The 15,632-nt window shown below is 47.1% G+C and carries 10 protein-coding genes; 7 read left to right on the top strand and 3 right to left on the bottom strand.

What is annotated here, in order from left to right:
- The first annotated feature begins 13 nt into the window (after nucleotides 1-13).
- The 3 genes from J0M30_08335 to J0M30_08345 all read left to right on the top strand — a co-directional run bounded on the left by J0M30_08335 (nucleotide 14) and on the right by J0M30_08345 (nucleotide 4,248).
- Nucleotides 14-1,519 carry a glutamate synthase subunit beta gene (locus J0M30_08335; GenBank protein ID MBN8667499.1) on the top strand — a complete coding sequence of 502 codons (1,506 nt, stop codon included), beginning with the start codon at nucleotides 14-16 and terminating at the stop codon, nucleotides 1,517-1,519.
- A gap of 180 nt (nucleotides 1,520-1,699) precedes the next feature.
- On the top strand, nucleotides 1,700-3,091 hold the full coding sequence (locus tag J0M30_08340) for an ammonium transporter (GenBank protein MBN8667500.1): 1,392 nt from the start codon (nucleotides 1,700-1,702) through the stop codon (nucleotides 3,089-3,091).
- Between the two features lie 86 nt (nucleotides 3,092-3,177).
- On the top strand, nucleotides 3,178-4,248 hold the full coding sequence (locus tag J0M30_08345; protein MBN8667501.1) for a porin: 1,071 nt from the start codon (nucleotides 3,178-3,180) through the stop codon (nucleotides 4,246-4,248).
- A 450-nt stretch (nucleotides 4,249-4,698) separates the two neighbouring features.
- Here J0M30_08345 and J0M30_08350 read toward each other — a convergent pair whose 3' ends face one another.
- Nucleotides 4,699-7,275 carry a phosphoenolpyruvate carboxylase gene (locus J0M30_08350; protein ID MBN8667502.1) on the bottom strand — a complete coding sequence of 859 codons (2,577 nt, stop codon included), beginning with the start codon at nucleotides 7,273-7,275 and terminating at the stop codon, nucleotides 4,699-4,701.
- Between the two features lie 365 nt (nucleotides 7,276-7,640).
- Here J0M30_08350 and thrA point away from each other — a divergent pair, with 365 nt between their 5' ends.
- From thrA to thrC, 3 genes are all read left to right on the top strand, one after another.
- Entirely contained in the window at nucleotides 7,641-10,085 is a 2,445-nt protein-coding gene (gene thrA, locus J0M30_08355) for a bifunctional aspartate kinase/homoserine dehydrogenase I (GenBank protein ID MBN8667503.1), read from the top strand.
- 80 nt (nucleotides 10,086-10,165) lie between these two features.
- The gene (locus J0M30_08360) at nucleotides 10,166-11,089 is read left to right on the top strand and encodes a homoserine kinase (protein MBN8667504.1); all 924 of its coding nucleotides are present in this window, start codon (nucleotides 10,166-10,168) and stop codon (nucleotides 11,087-11,089) included.
- Between the two features lie 25 nt (nucleotides 11,090-11,114).
- Entirely contained in the window at nucleotides 11,115-12,461 is a 1,347-nt protein-coding gene (gene thrC / locus J0M30_08365) for a threonine synthase (protein ID MBN8667505.1), read from the top strand.
- Here thrC and J0M30_08370 read toward each other — a convergent pair.
- Nucleotides 12,456-12,842, bottom strand: a complete 387-nt coding sequence (locus J0M30_08370) for a retroviral-like aspartic protease (GenBank protein MBN8667506.1) — start codon at nucleotides 12,840-12,842, stop codon at nucleotides 12,456-12,458. The two genes, thrC and J0M30_08370, sit on opposite strands and share 6 nt — an antisense overlap.
- 126 nt (nucleotides 12,843-12,968) lie before the next feature.
- On the opposite strand from J0M30_08370, the gene galK reads away from it, so the two are divergent.
- A complete protein-coding gene (gene galK, locus J0M30_08375; protein MBN8667507.1) occupies nucleotides 12,969-14,114 on the top strand; it encodes a galactokinase in 1,146 nt (381 codons plus the stop codon).
- Here the strand turns inward: galK and J0M30_08380 are convergent.
- Nucleotides 14,111-15,625 carry a DUF1800 family protein gene (locus J0M30_08380; protein MBN8667508.1) on the bottom strand — a complete coding sequence of 505 codons (1,515 nt, stop codon included), beginning with the start codon at nucleotides 15,623-15,625 and terminating at the stop codon, nucleotides 14,111-14,113. The genes galK and J0M30_08380 overlap by 4 nt on opposite strands.
- Between the last annotated feature and the right edge of the window lie 7 nt (nucleotides 15,626-15,632).

Below are 15,632 nucleotides of genomic sequence, written 5' to 3' on the forward strand. Positions count from 1 at the left end.
TGCGTATTTAATTATGGGTAAGCCAACAGGATTTTTAGAATTCACCCGTTCCATGCCGGGTAAACGTGCTCCACAGGAGCGGCTGCAGGATTACAAGGAATTTGTAGCCCCGTATAGTGATACTGCGTTGAATGAGCAATCAGCCCGCTGTATGAATTGCGGAGTACCCTTTTGCCATAGCGGCTGTCCGCTGGGGAATATCATTCCCGAATTCAATGATGCCGTGTATCGTCAGAATTGGCAGGAAGCGTATGAGATCCTTGCATCGACCAATAACTTCCCCGAGTTCACCGGAAGGATCTGTCCGGCCCCCTGCGAAAGCGCCTGTGTGCTGGGTATCAACCAACCTCCGGTGGCGATTGAAGAGATCGAGAAACACATCATCGAAATGGCTTTTCAAAAAGGGTTGGTCAAAACCAGGAAACCACATTTGCGAAGCGGTAAAAAAGTAGCGGTTATTGGATCAGGTCCTGCGGGATTGGCGGCCGCCGCACAATTGAATTATGCCGGTCACCAGGTAACGGTTTATGAAAGGGATGATGAACCAGGAGGATTATTGCGCTATGGTATCCCTGATTTTAAATTGGAGAAATGGGTGGTGGAACGCCGGGTGAAACTGATGGAGGAAGAAGGAGTGGTGTTCAAATGTAGGCAGCATGTAGGGGTGAATGTGAGCATCAATGACCTCTTGCGCGAAAATCATGCAATCGTGCTGGCAGGTGGGTCAACCAAACCCCGCGACCTGCCCGTTCCCGGACGTGAACTTAAGGGTGTTTATTTCGCGATGCAATTTCTCAAGCAACAAAATAAACGCGTATCCGGAAAAGACCCGCTGGATGGTGGCGGTATCGAAAGCAATATCTGGACCGATGAATTATTTGCCACCGGAAAGAATGTCCTCGTGATCGGTGGTGGAGATACCGGAAGTGATTGTGTAGGCACTTCCAATCGCCAGGGCGCAAAGTTGGTCACACAATTTGAACTATTACCCAAACCACCGGAAGGAAGGACATCGACCATGCCCTGGCCCACCTATCCGATGACCCTTAAAACCTCTTCTTCGCATGAGGAAGGATGCGAAAGAGAATGGGCCGTAGCCACCAAGGCATTTATTGGTGACGATCAGGGAAACCTGAAAGCTGTAAGGGTAGTGGACCTGGAATGGAAGGCTTCTGAAGACGGACGCCCGGCAGGCTTTACCGAAAGGGAAGGTTCAGAAAGAGAAATACCCTGTGAACTCGCATTACTTGCTATGGGATTTGTACACCCCCAACATGATGGCCTCCTCAATGAACTTGAAGTGGAACTGGATGAGCGTGGGAATGTACGTGCGCTGGAAAAGAATTATCAAACCAATATCCCTCGCATTTTCACGGCCGGTGATATGCGACGTGGCCAGAGCCTGGTGGTGTGGGCCATCTCCGAAGGGCGCGAATGTGCCCGTAGGGTAGACATGTTCCTGAATGGGGGCCATTCGGTCCTGGAAAGCAAGGACACCTCCATTTTACATACATTATAATATTTACTATATAAATAATTTTCAATAAAAGGGCAATTTGCCCTTTTTTTATTTAATGTTTTATTCACATTATTAAAAATAAAATATATAAAATAAACAAGTGTTAGTTGTTTTCATAGGTATTTTTAGCATTATCGATAATATTATTTTTAATTGTTATCTATCTAAAACAACTAAACTATGAGTAAGGCTACTGCGAAACAAATTGCACCCTTCCTGATCTTGGCCCTGGTAGCGATAGGTGCCATTTTCATTTCTCCGATTGCTGATTTTGCCGACGCGACGAAATACAATGGGGCCGATACGGCCTGGATCATTGTAGCCACAGCCCTGGTGTTTTTGATGACACCCGGACTTGCGTTTTTTTATGGTGGGATGGTTCACCGCAAGAACGTGATCTCTACCATGATCAAAAGTGTGGTGGCAGCCGGGGTGGTCAGCATCATTTGGGTGGTGGCTGGCTATAGCCTGGCCTTTGGCGAATCGGTCAACGGGTTAATTGGAAACCCGATGACGCATTTATTCTTCAAAGGCGTGAATTCGGGGGAACCCTGGGGACTGGCGCCCACGATTCCAAAGACCCTGTTCTCTTTGTTCCAGCTCATGTTCGCCATCATTACTCCCGGACTGGTAGTAGGGGCGGTGGCAGAGCGTATCCGTTTCACCTCGTACATTTTGTTCATTGCCTTATTCAGCGTTCTGGTATATGCACCACTGGCCCACTGGAGCTGGCATCCCGATGGCATCCTTTTCAAAATGGGTGCGCTTGACTTTGCCGGAGGTACTGTAGTACATATTTCTGCTGGTTGCGCCGCTCTTGCGGGTGTGCTGGTGCTGAAAAGAAGACAAGCCCATATTGAGCAGCGTGAAATTCCACCGGCCAATATTCCTTATGTATTAATTGGAACAGGTTTGCTGTGGTTTGGTTGGTTTGGTTTCAACGCCGGTTCGGCCCTGGGTGCCAACGCACTTTCGGTTTCTGCCTTTGCAACAACCAATACAGCAGCTGCTGCGGCCGGTCTCTCCTGGATGTTCTTTGATGTATTACGTGGAAAAAAACCCTCCGTACTTGGATTCTGTATTGGAGCGGTTGTCGGTTTGGTCGCCATCACGCCGGCTGCCGGTTTTGTGGCCATTCCGCAGAGCATCTTTATCGGCTTTATTGCCGCAATCGTGTCCAACATCGCCGTACACTATAAACAAAAATCAAAACTGGATGATACTCTGGATGTATTCCCCTGTCATGGACTGGGTGGTATGGTAGGTATGATCCTGACGGGCGTATTCGCTACAAAAACCGTAAATGCCGCTGGTAACGATGGTCTGTTCTATGGCAACCCAAGCTTTTTCTTTACCCAGTTAAAAGCCATGGCCCTCGCCGTTACCTACAGCTTTGTAGTGTCTTACGCCATTTTCAAATTCATCAACTTCATCCTGCCCCTTCGTGTAACCTCCGAAGAGGAAGAAGAAGGTCTGGATTCCACACAACACAATGAGAAGTATGTTCAGGGAACCCTGCTCGTACACAACAATGGTAAGGTGGAAGAAAAACAAAATGAAGGTGCCCATTAATAGAAAAAGGCACAGCTAATGATAATGACTTCTCGCAAAAGTCCTTATCGCCGTACCCTTTTCCTTAACACTTAAAATGCATAACAATGTTACGAAAAATTTCATTGCTCGGATCGGCTATTCTTTTATCTCAGGCCCTATTTTCGCAGGATTCCACAGCGGAAAAACCCAAACCCGTGATTACCGGGAGCGTGGATGCCTATTACCGCTATAACTTCCAGAACGCCAAGGATGACGGCGATTTCAATAATTTCACCAGCTTTACCAATTCCCAGAACTCCTTTGAATTGGGGATGGCCTCCATTAAGATCGACCACAGCGTTGGCAAGGTAGGAGGTGTACTCGACCTGGGATTTGGACGCCGTGCCCAGGAATTCACCTATATCGAAGGTGATCCTGATGAGGATGCGAATGGCTTTTTTAGCCTTGCCGCGATCAAACAGGCCTATGTGACCTATGCCCCTTCGGACAAGGTAAAATTCACCCTGGGTAAATTTGGTACCCATGTAGGATATGAACTGCTTGATCCGCAATTGAACCGGAATTACAGCATGGGCTATATGTTCTCTTATGGGCCCTTTTTCCATACCGGTTTAAAAGCCGATTTCAGCATCAGTGATAATTTTAGTTTTATGCTGGGTGTAGCTAATCCTACTGACCTGACCACCGCCAGCTTTGAAAAGAAATTCATCCTCGGTCAACTCCATGGAGCCAGTTCAAGCGGCAACCTCAGTGCTTATCTGAACTTTGTGGGTGGAAAGGATAACTCCAATGTTAGTTCCTCCCAGTTCGATGCCGTGGTAACAGGTAAAGTATCCGATAAATTTAGTATCGGATATAATGGAACTGTGAAATCCGTTAAATACATGGGAACAAGTGATTCCTGGTGGGGATCGGCACTCTACCTGAATGTAGATCCTTGTGATGGGTTTGGATTGACCCTCCGGGGAGAATATTTCGACGATAAAAAGGATGTGGCTGGTTTTGGAACTTCCTTTTTCGCCACCACTTTATCGGGGAATGTACGTCTCGGCAACCTGACCTTTATCCCCGAACTCCGCCTGGATTCCGCTAAGGATCCGGCCTTTACCAAAAATGATGGGTCTTCTACGAAAAGCGCGGCGAGCTTCATCTTCGCAGCAGTCTATTCGTTCTAAGAAGATATAGTATTATACCGCTTTCAATTGGCAAGCAATCGTTGGATACGTCCCCCATTTCTATGGGGGATTCTTTTTTTTGGGAGGGCGGAGGATGGAGGATGGAGGTTGGATGTTGGATGTTGGATGTTGGATGACGGATGACAGATGACAGATGACGGAGGTTGGATGTTGGATGATGGATGTTGGATGTTGGATGACAGATGACAGATGACAGAGTGTGGCTGTGCGAGACCTCTGGTCTCGCACGATTGTCTTGTCGCCTCTGGCGACTCGAATTACAACAATTTCCTTTTAATAATTTTAATTTTTGTCGCCAGAGGCGACGGGAGAAAAGTGCGAGACCAGAGGTCTCGCACAGCCACACTCCGTCATCCAACATCCAACATCCCTTCTCCGTCATCCGTCATCCGTCATCCAACATCCAACATCCATCATCCCTCCCCCGCCCTACGCCGAATTCCTTCCGGCATTAATAATTCCAAACGAACACCGCATCACCAATTTCCCCAGTGTATGCTTGATAGGAGCATCTACCAATGATTCTTCCATCTTCCGTACTTTGGTAATGGCGAATTGCTGAATGGTCAGCAGAGGCAGCATGATCCGCTCACGCATTTGGATCGATAATTTATCAACCGGAAAATCAGACATGGGTTCCTGCCCGGAGAGTATATGCAGGTATTGACGGGTCAATTCATATTCCCGGTGGATCATTTCCCATATCTCCCCATATTTGGGGTGGCTACGCAGAAAACTGGTCAATGGGAAAAAGCATTTCATCATCGACATCTCACAATTATCCAGCAGGGTTTTAAAGAACCGGGAATCCCGATATAGTTTTTTTAACGCCGGTATATGCCCGCGTTTGTCCATTTCCTGTAAGGCCGAACCTACACCATAATAACCAGTTACATTTTGCTTTAACTGGCTCCAGGAACCCACAAAGGGGATCGCCCGAAGGTCTTTTAACTCCAGCCTCGAAGAGGCACCGCGTTTGGCCGGACGGCTGCCAATATTTGTTTCACTGTAAAAACGCAAGGGACTGGCATGGGCCAGATAGTCGAGGAAATAGGGATGTCCCTTTAAGTCAGAATAGGCGGCATAGCTGACTTCGGATAATTGTTGCATCAAACCATCCTCATCCGGACTAAAGGTCTTCTCTTTTTTGGTAAACACTTCACTGGTGACTCCGGCGTGGATCAGCTTTTCCATATTGTATTGGGCCGAGTCGATGATCCCAAAATTCGAACTGACAGTTTGCCCCTGAATGGTAAGCTGGATCTCCTTATTCGAAATATCCGTTCCCATGGAGGAGTAAAAGCGATGGGTCTTGCCACCACCTCTCGCCGGTGGACCGCCACGTCCGTCAAAGAACAACACATCGATACCAAACTCATTGGATATGCGGGTGAGGGTTTCCTTGGCTTTAAAGATGCTCCAATTGGCCATCAGATATCCACCGTCTTTTGTGCCATCGGAAAAACCCAACATGATGGTTTGTTTATTGCGACGGCGGCGGAGATGCGCGCGATACACCGGATGCCCGTATAATTCAGTCATAACCTGACCTGCATGGAGCAGATCATCAATGGTTTCAAATAAGGGTATGATGTCAATATTGAGTTTCTCCTTTTCCCAACCTGCTATCTGAAACAATCCCATCACTTCAAAGACATTCAGTGTACTGTTACATTGGCTGATGATATACCGGTTACAACCTGCTTCTCCATTGAATTGTTGTACCGAGCGAATGACCCGCATGGTCTCCAGGGTATCTTTTTCCAACGGATCTTCCAATACCGCCCCTTCAGGTAAAGGACCCTGTTGAAGCAATTTCTCGATCTTTTCTTTTTCCGTTAATTGGACATAGCCATCATCCAGCACCCCTTTTATCCGGGTAAGTCCTTCCAGTATCTGCCCATGTACGCGGCTGTCCTGTCGTACATCCAGGGAGGCAAAGTGCAGGCCAAATACCTTCACTTTATGGATAAGGCTCTCAAGCAAATGGAGGAATAAACCATTGTGTTTATAAATGATGGTTTGTCTCAACTCCTCAAGGGTAAACAGGATATCATCCCGCGTGATATCCGTCCGCTGTCCCGGAATGAAAATATTATTGTACAGGGCTTTTTCCAGTTCGGCCAGCCGATTCTCCACCCCGTCAAAGGTGAGTCGCCGACGGATCCGTCTTACTTCCAGGTAATAGCATTTGATGATCGAACCTCGCAGGGCTTCAGCTACGCGAAGCGTTGTATCGGCTGTGACAAACGGATTACCATCCCTGTCACCTCCGGGCCAGAACCCCATCCGGATCACCGGATTGCCATCCTGTAAAGATTCCGGGAATTCCTTATGCAGGAAATTACTGATCCTCCCTACCGCGGCATAAAATACATTCTCCAGGTACCATATCAGGCTGACCGCTTCGTCAAAAGGAGTGGGTTTCTGTTTTTTGAAAAAAGGTGTTTTCCCCAATTGCTGGAGATACATATTGATCTGGCTCGTATTGTTCTCCGTAAGCGCTTTAGCCAGATCATTGATGATGGCCAATACACTTCCGGGATAGAATTGAGTGGGGTGTGCGGTCAATACCAACCGGATAGAAAAATCCTTTAATTTCTCCACCATCTCGGTCTCCGTCCCATTGTCCTCCATTTCCGCATGCAAATGCTTAAGGGTACCCGCGCCACCCATATCGTTTACCTCACGAAAAGCCGCATCCTCAAGCGCATCAAAGAGTACCACCTGTCTTTCGGCATATTGCACAAATCGAAAAAGCAGATCAAGCTTTTCTTCCTCCGTGGAAAAATGGGTATGCTTTTGAAAGAAATCCTCAATGATCTCTTCCGGACTTTGCCCTTTCTTATATCCCTCCTCACAATTGGAAAGCAACAGGGATAAAAGGATACCCGTCTTCTCAATCCGGTGAAATGGGAGAGAGGTAAACAGGCTATTGTACAGTTGGAACTTGATACCCACCTGGTTTCTGAAATGCTGAAGCGCTGTGGTTGACTGATGATCCATAAATAGATTGAAAGAAATGTAATAGGAAATAGACAGGCAATCGGGGAAGTGAAAATACAAAAAAAGCAGGGGATAGCAGCGGCCACGCCCCTCCACTAACATTCGTTCTTATTAATTTATAAAATTAATCGTCGTATTCCCTTGCCGATTGCGGTGGGGATAGTATCTTCGGCTGACTACAGAATAATGGAAAATAAATGCACATACAGGCTCCCTGTTCCGGTTCCCTCCGGCATTTCCATTATTACATCTACTACCACAACGATCCGCTAAAGCGGATTGTATTTATTCATATCAATTCATGGGCATAGGCTGTTGGTTCCAAAGGGAGACAATCACATTTATTTTATTCAATCAAATTCAATATGCAGGTTTTAAAGTTTGGCGGTACATCGGTTGGTTCGGTGTCAGCCATCAGGCAGATCAGGTCGATTCTGGAAGAAAGGGTAAAGCAGGATCAGTTATGGGTGGTGGTTTCCGCTTTTGGCGGTACAACCGATCTCTTGCTGAAGAGTGGTCAACTCGCCGCTGCTGGAGAAGAGGAGTATAAAGAATTTCTCGGGCAAATGGAGAAAAGACACCTGGAGGCGGTAAAAGAATTATTGCCGCTCCAGGCACAAAGTGGTGTACTGTCACAAGTAAAAACCTTATGCAACGAGATCGAGGACATCTGCAGCGGTATTTTTCTGCTGGGGGAAATGACGGCCAGGAGTTATGATAAATTACTCAGTTATGGCGAATTACTTTCTTCCGTGATCATAGCTGCGGCTTTTAAAGCGCATGGAATGGAATGTGCCTGGAAGGATACCCGGGAACTGATCCTTACCGACTCACGGTTTGGACAGGCAGCAGTAGATATGCACGTGACCAATGAAAAAATTCAGGCATTCCAAAAAGAAACCTCTTCCCGGTTGATTATTTTCCCCGGGTTTATTGCCAGAAATGAACAGGGAGTGACCACTACACTGGGACGTGGCGGATCGGATTATACCGCGGCATTGCTCGCAGCCGCAGCAGGGGCATCCTTACTGGATATTTGGACTGATGTTTCAGGTATGATGACAGCCGACCCCCGATGGGTACCCAATGCCCGTATCATTCCTTCGATCTCCTATCATGAGGCCATGGAACTTTCGCATTTTGGCGCCAAAGTGATCTATCCGCCGACGATTCAACCGGTATTGGCCAAAAAGATCCCGATCCGCATCAAGAATACCTTTTCTCCCAATGACCCGGGTACGATGATCAGTGATGAACCGGAAAAGAATGGAAGTATGATTCGTGGTATATCCAGTATCAATCATATTGCCTTGCTTAGTCTGGAAGGCAGTGGCATGATCGGTGTGCCGGGATTTGCCAAGCGATTGTTTGAGGCGCTTTCCAGTGCGGGTGTCAATGTTATTCTGATCACGCAGGGTTCTTCCGAACATTCGATCTGTGTTGGAGTGGATGCCGCCAATGCCGAATTGGCCCGTACCGCAGTGGATACCGCTTTTGCTGCCGAGATCGCGTTTAAGAAAGTGGACCCTCTGGTGGTGGAAAAGGATTTGTCGATCGTAGCCCTGGTGGGTGAACAAATGAAGAGTCATACCGGGATCAGTGGAAAGATGTTTGGCGTCATGGGACGCAATGGGGTGAATGTACGGGCCATTGCCCAGGGTTCATCAGAAAAGAATATCTCTGCGGTGGTTTCTACTCCGGATGTTCGTAAAGCGATCAACGTTTTGCATGAAGAATTTTTTGAGAAGGTAAACAAACAAGTGAACCTGTTTATTTGTGGGGTGGGGAATGTAGGGAGTAAATTACTCATGCAATTGGACCAGCAGCGGCAATTCCTGTCGGAGCAACTCCGACTACAGGTCAGGATCGTAGGGTTGGCAAACAGCAAACAGTTTGTATTTTCCGATGAAGGCGTGGATCCGGGTAAGTGGAAAGAATCGCTTGAAAAAGGGGAGAAGGGCGGTATTGATGATTTTGTAAAAGCCATCATACAACGTAACCTGCGGAATTCCGTATTTGTAGATGTAACCGCCAGTGATGCAGTAGCAGGCGTTTATCAGCAGTTATTGGAAAAAAGTATTTCCGTTGTGGCCTGCAACAAGATCGCTTGTTCTTCTGTCTATTCCCATTATAGAAAATTGAAGGACCTGGCCCGGGAATTCAATGCTTCCTTTTTATTTGAAACCAATGTTGGAGCGGGTTTGCCCGTGATCGGCACCTTGAACGATCTCCTTCGCAGTGGCGATAAGGTCAACCGCATGGAGGCCGTTTTAAGTGGCACCCTCAATTTTGTATTTAATAATTATAATGCTACCCGACCTTTTGCCGAGGTGGTAAAACAGGCCCAGGAAGAAGGGTACACCGAACCCGATCCACGTCTTGATCTTGGTGGAACCGATGTGATGCGAAAGATCATGATCCTCGCGCGCGAATCCGGACAACCACTGGAAATGGAGCAGATCGCCAACCGGTCATTTATGCCGGCGAGTTGTATGCAGGGCACCGTAGCGGATTTTTATAATGAAATGGCCAAGGAAGAAAATCATTTTAAGAAATTGTACGAAGAAGCCGCAGCCAAAGGGATGAAATTGAAATTTGTAGCTAAATATGAAAATGGCAAGGCCGAAGTCGGGCTGCAGCATATCGATCCTCAACATGACCTTTATCACCTGTATGGAAAAGATAATGTGGTTTTGTTTTATACTGATCGGTACCGCGAACAACCCATGGTGATCAAAGGAGCCGGCGCTGGCGCAGAAGTAACAGCCTCAGGCGTATTTGCGGATGTAATGCGGGCTGCGAGGATGTGAGACATGAGACGTGAGACGTGAGTCGTGAGACGTCCGTCGTCTCACGATTCACGTCTCACCTCTCACGACAAACTAAAACAATGAAAAGTACCATAAAAATACACGCCCCCGCCACCATCGCCAACCTTGTCTGTGGGTTTGACATACTGGGTTTGGCGCTGGAGGAACCTTATGACGAGATCACGATGTCCTTGTCTGAGGAGCCGGGGATCCGAATCAGGCATACAGATGGGTATGGATTGCCCGAAGAAGCATCACGCAATGTTTCCGGGGCTGCCTTGCAGGCTTTGATGGATGAATATCAAAAACCGGTAGGGTTTGATCTGATCGTTCATAAACATATCATGCCCGGTAGTGGTTTGGGTTCGAGTGCTGCCAGCTCAGCAGGTGCAGTAGTGGCGGCGAATAAATTATTAGGTGAACCATTTACCAAACATGACCTTGTGCGTTTCGCCATGCATGGCGAAAAGTTGGCGAGTGGGGTAAAACATGCTGATAACATTACGCCGGCGATCTATGGAGGTGTTACCCTGATCCGGTCCATCTTTCCGTTGGATATCGTTCCTCTTTCTGCGCCACCCATGTATGTGACGGTGGTGCACCCCCAGATAGAAGTGAAGACCTCCGATGCGCGTCAGATCCTGCGAAAAGAAGTGCAATTGAAGAATGCCATTCGACAGTGGGGTAATATCGCGGGACTGGTTACCGGGTTGCTGCAATCGGATTATGCACTTATCGGCCGGTCCCTGGAGGATGTAGTGGTAGAACCCATTCGCAGTATCCTTATTCCGGGTTTTGAAGAGGTTAAAAAAAGAAGCAAGGAAGCAGGGGCTCTGGGGGGAGGTATCTCCGGATCAGGACCATCGCTATTTATGTTGTGCCAGGAAGAGAATACCGCCCATCAGATAGCAGGTGAAATGAAATCAGTGTATCAGCAATTGGGATTGGATCACCGGATATATGTAACACAGATCAATAGGGAAGGTGTCAGCATTGTTAATTAGGGTTTATTTTTAAAGACAAAGCCTCATGCAATTTTATAGTTTAAATAAAAAATCAAATCCCGTTTCTTTTCGTGAAGCCACCATTGCAGGGCAGGCACCGGATAAGGGGTTATATTTTCCGGAACATATTCCAGTTTTTGAAAAGGATTTTTTTACCTCCATTGAAAAGCGGTCGGATATCGAGACTGCCTTTCAGGTGATCCGTCCTTATGCCGGGGATAGTATTCCTGATGCTGAATTATACCGGATCGTGGAAGAGACCCTTTCCTTTCCCATTCCATTGGTGAAACTGAGTGAGGATGTATATACCCTTGAACTTTTTCATGGACCTACATTGGCTTTTAAAGACGTTGGTGCCAGGTTTATGAGTCGTTGTCTTGGCTATTTTTCCAAAGAAAGATCAGAGAAAGTGACCGTCCTCGTGGCTACTTCAGGTGATACTGGAGGAGCGGTAGCAGATGGCTTTTATGAGGTCCCTGGTGTTGAGGTGGTGATCCTTTATCCTTCGGGGAAAGTGAGCCCGGTGCAGGAAAAACAATTGACCACCCTCGGCAAGAACATAAGGGCGCTGGAAGTAAACGGAAATTTTGATGATTGCCAGGCACTCGTAAAAAAAGCTTTTGCCGATACAGAGTTGAAGAAAAGCCTTTTTCTTACTTCCGCCAATTCGATCAATGTTGCCCGCTGGCTTCCCCAGCAATTTTATTATTTCAGTATCTGGAGGCAATGGGCAAAAAAAGATACCCCTCCCATTATTTCTGTACCCAGTGGCAATTTCGGAAATATATGTGCCGGGATGTTGGCGCATCAGTCCGGGTTGCCGGTAAAACATTTTATTGCAGCCTGCAATGAGAATGATGTGGTCACCCGGTTTCTCCAGGACGGGGCATATCAACCCAAAACGGCGGTGCCCACTATTTCAAATGCGATGGATGTAGGCGACCCGAGTAATTTTATCCGGATCATGGAATTGTTTGATCAGGAAACTGAACCATTAAAAGATATCTTAAGCAGTTACCGGTTCACCGATGATCAAACCCGGAAAGCTATGGAAAGATTGTATCAGGAATATGGATATATGGCAGATCCACATGGGGCTGTTGGTTTCCTCGCCCTGGAAGCATACTGTCGGGAGCATGGTAAAATTGGATCAACTTTGAGTCAGAATTTCAATCCTTCATATCCAACAAATCCTGGTGTCTTTTTAGAAACAGCCCACCCGGTAAAATTTCCTGATGAAGTTGAAAAGGCGATTAAAAAAACTATCCCCTGGCCCGACTCTATAAAGGCCCTGGCTAATAAAGAAAAGCAGGCCGGGTTACTTGAACCTGTGTATGAAGGATTCCGGGATTATTTGCTCAGACACTCATAATCGGGGGTTCAGGATCATTTTGGCAATACGCGCTTCAATGATTGGTCTTTCCACTTCAAAATCCAATTTGATCTTCCACTTCTGGAGGGTGTTGACGCCAATGATCACCTCTTCACTTAAGTCGGGGATGACCAGGAATTCATCACTCAATCGCAATTCGTCCAGGTAAAATTCGCAACAAATTCTTTCAGTCACCTCCAAAAAATGACCGGCACTCGCAGTCGCAAAAATCATGGGCCTGGGGAGCTTTTCCACATGACCTAGTTCACTAGCCAGATCGGGGTGAATGCCAGAATAGGAGGCCCCGGAATCAAATAAGGCATACAGAATTCGCTCACCAAGAGAGCCTTCAAAACGGATGGGAAAACGAATGATTGACATGTTACAAATCTAAATAGCCAATACATAAAATTTGAATTTTGGACAATGAGTTAATACCCTGTTTTGAGGGTTTTTCCACGATATTGGTCAGGGGGAAATTTGCCAACGCTGTTGTACCTTCCGCTCATGAAACTGGCCCCCTTATTCCGGGAACTTTTTGAAGCGGAACCGCTCGTGGTCCGTTCACCCGGTCGCGTGAATATCATTGGCGAACACACCGATTACAATGAAGGGTTTGTGCTCCCTGCGGCGATTGACAAGGCCGCCTGGGTAGCTGTGTCTGCCCGACAGGACGAGGAGATCCGGCTTTTTGCCCGGGACCTGGATCAGCATTTTTCCATGAAGCTGAAAGACCTGAAACCATTGGCCACCCTTTCCTGGCCCAATTATATCCTCGGGGTTGTCGCCCAATTCAAACAGGCGGGCATTCCTGTCCGTGGGTTCAACCTGATACTGAGCAGTGATGTCCCCATTGGTGCCGGGTTGTCTTCTTCCGCCGCGGTGGAATGTGCCACGGCTTTTGCCCTGAATGAGCTCTGGCAAACCGGGTTTGACCGCATGCAGTTGGTCAAAATGGCCCAGAAAGCGGAACACGAATATGCAGGCGTGAAATGCGGGATCATGGATCAGTTTGCAAGCATGTTTGGGAAAAAAGACCATTGCCTCCGGCTCGATTGCCGAAGTCTGGAATATACGACCATACCTCTTCAATTGCCCGGGTACAAAATATTGTTGCTGGATACCCATGTCAAACATTCTCTGGCGGGGAGCGAATACAACGACCGTCGCCTGGAGTGTGAAAGAGGCGTGGAAAGGGTGAGGAAAAATTATCCGCAAGTCCATAGTCTCCGGGATATCAGCCTGTCTATGCTGGAAGAATGTTTGGATACCAGTTCTCTCACTTTTCGCCGTTGCCGGTATGTGGTCGAAGAAAATGAACGGTTGCTTGGGGTATGTGCTTCCTTATCGAAGGGCGACCTGGCGGCAGCAGGACAATTGATGTTTCGAACCCATGAAGGCTTGAGTAAAGATTATGGGGTCAGTTGCCCCGAACTTGATTTTTTGGTTGACCAGGTCAGGACCGACCCGCAGGTAGCAGGTGCCCGGATGATGGGCGGAGGGTTTGGAGGGTGTACCATCAACCTGGTGAAGGAAGAACATATACCCATATTGATCGGGCGGTTGAAGCCAGCTTATGAAAGAGCTACCGGTAGGGAATTGGGTCATTATATCGCCTCTATTGAGGAGGGGACTTCGATCATCACTGCTTAATGAAGTTGATACTCGGGTAAGGAGAAAAGAAAATTCATGGTATCCGTCAATAACCTCTTTTGTATTTCCACGTAGTCTCCGGAAGGATCCTTTTGGATGAGTAATTTCCATTTGCGGTTATCCAATTGATGACGGTTCATTAAATGACGACTGAGGTCGGGTATCAAGGATTTTTCCAACGGCCTTGACAAAACCTCGGTGGATATTTGAAATAAAAATTCCTCAAAGGATTCAGGTAGATGACGGTCTAATTCCTTCTCCCAACTGGGTTTTCGAATATCCATATTAAAGCAGATCCCTTCATGAAATAATTCACGCATCGTGGCTGACCGGTCATATTGCATGGCGGGGGTAGACCAATGCTGATGATAGGGTGCCACCAAAAAGGAGGGCCAACCAGTATTAAGTGGTGGATATCCGGGCGTGTATTCAACGGAATGAAGCTTCTGCGCGATCCAGTTCCAAAGGTCATAGTACTTGATTCCGCGGGTATTTTCATCAGGTTCTACCAGATGTAATTGACGAATGGCGGTAAACAGGAATTCAATGGGCGAACGAACCAATACGCCGCGATATCCTGGATCCCGGAAGGCAGGACTTTGGAAAAGATGCTTGATGAGCATGGAAATATTGCCCTCAGAAGCATACCATTTATTCATGAGGCCGTTGATCGTCTTTTCGGCTAATGCATTTTCTGTTTTATGATAAATAAATTCCCGGAACAAACGCTGAGAGAGGTTTTCAACGGATTTCTCCATCCCGCAAAACTGATGGATCCAGGTTTTTAATTCAATCTCCTGACTATCCGTTCGTTTCCCTTCCGATGTATTCCATTGGTGAAGAAGGTGGGAGAAACGGGAAAGGTCCTCTCTGCTAACCAATGTTCGGCAATCGGCTCCAAACAAATATTGAGATAATACCTGTCGCGCAAAATGATGGCTGTCCTGTTGCTTCATCTTCCCCCCATTACGCAAGGTGTTCAGGAATGGACTATGGAGGAGAACACTTGAAACAAGTTCAGCAAATGAACCCTGGCAATTTTTTCTCAGGATCTCAAAATAGTCAAACCCTTCCCGGGCGGAAGACAAGCCAGGCAGGTGGATGGGAAAATATTGATGCCAAAATAGCAAAAGTCGCGGGTACAGACTTTTGTGTTGGGTAAACAAGGAGCCAATAAACCATCTGGAAAGACTTTGCAGCCGTTTTTGGTTGACCTCTGAGTCAGGATTCCAGTCATTCACCCAGGTTTCTCCATATCCAATTTCTGAATCAGGAAATTGACAGTTGACCGAATTATAATCTTTCAACGGCAACTTGGGAGTATAAGAGTCAGGGGAAAGTAATTGCTCCAAGACAGCTGCATCATTCAGGTCTGAGAAGGAGTTAAATTCATGTCGGGTCACCGATAACAATGCACGTCGCAGTAAATGCCACCTTTCTCCGGAGAAATGGTCTGCTTCAACGGAAATTTCCGCACCAATCTTTTCATATCCCATTTTCCCGGTGTCCATGTAATTG

The sequence above is a fragment of the Chitinophagales bacterium genome (assembly GCA_017303415.1).
GTDB lineage: Bacteria > Bacteroidota > Bacteroidia > Chitinophagales > Chitinophagaceae > SpSt-398.

Bases quoted from the DNA above. Each gene is read 5' to 3' on its own strand.
- J0M30_08335 (MBN8667499.1), top strand. From the start codon at position 14: ATGGGTAAGCCAACAGGATTTTTAGAATTCACCCGTTCCATGCCGGGT.
- J0M30_08340 (MBN8667500.1), top strand. From the start codon at position 1,700: ATGAGTAAGGCTACTGCGAAACAAATTGCACCCTTCCTGATCTTGGCC.
- J0M30_08345 (MBN8667501.1), top strand. From the start codon at position 3,178: ATGTTACGAAAAATTTCATTGCTCGGATCGGCTATTCTTTTATCTCAG.
- J0M30_08350 (MBN8667502.1), bottom strand. From the start codon at position 7,275: ATGGATCATCAGTCAACCACAGCGCTTCAGCATTTCAGAAACCAGGTG.
- thrA (MBN8667503.1), top strand. From the start codon at position 7,641: ATGCAGGTTTTAAAGTTTGGCGGTACATCGGTTGGTTCGGTGTCAGCC.
- J0M30_08360 (MBN8667504.1), top strand. From the start codon at position 10,166: ATGAAAAGTACCATAAAAATACACGCCCCCGCCACCATCGCCAACCTT.
- thrC (MBN8667505.1), top strand. From the start codon at position 11,115: ATGCAATTTTATAGTTTAAATAAAAAATCAAATCCCGTTTCTTTTCGT.
- J0M30_08370 (MBN8667506.1), bottom strand. From the start codon at position 12,842: ATGTCAATCATTCGTTTTCCCATCCGTTTTGAAGGCTCTCTTGGTGAG.
- galK (MBN8667507.1), top strand. From the start codon at position 12,969: ATGAAACTGGCCCCCTTATTCCGGGAACTTTTTGAAGCGGAACCGCTC.
- J0M30_08380 (MBN8667508.1), bottom strand. From the start codon at position 15,625: ATGGACACCGGGAAAATGGGATATGAAAAGATTGGTGCGGAAATTTCC.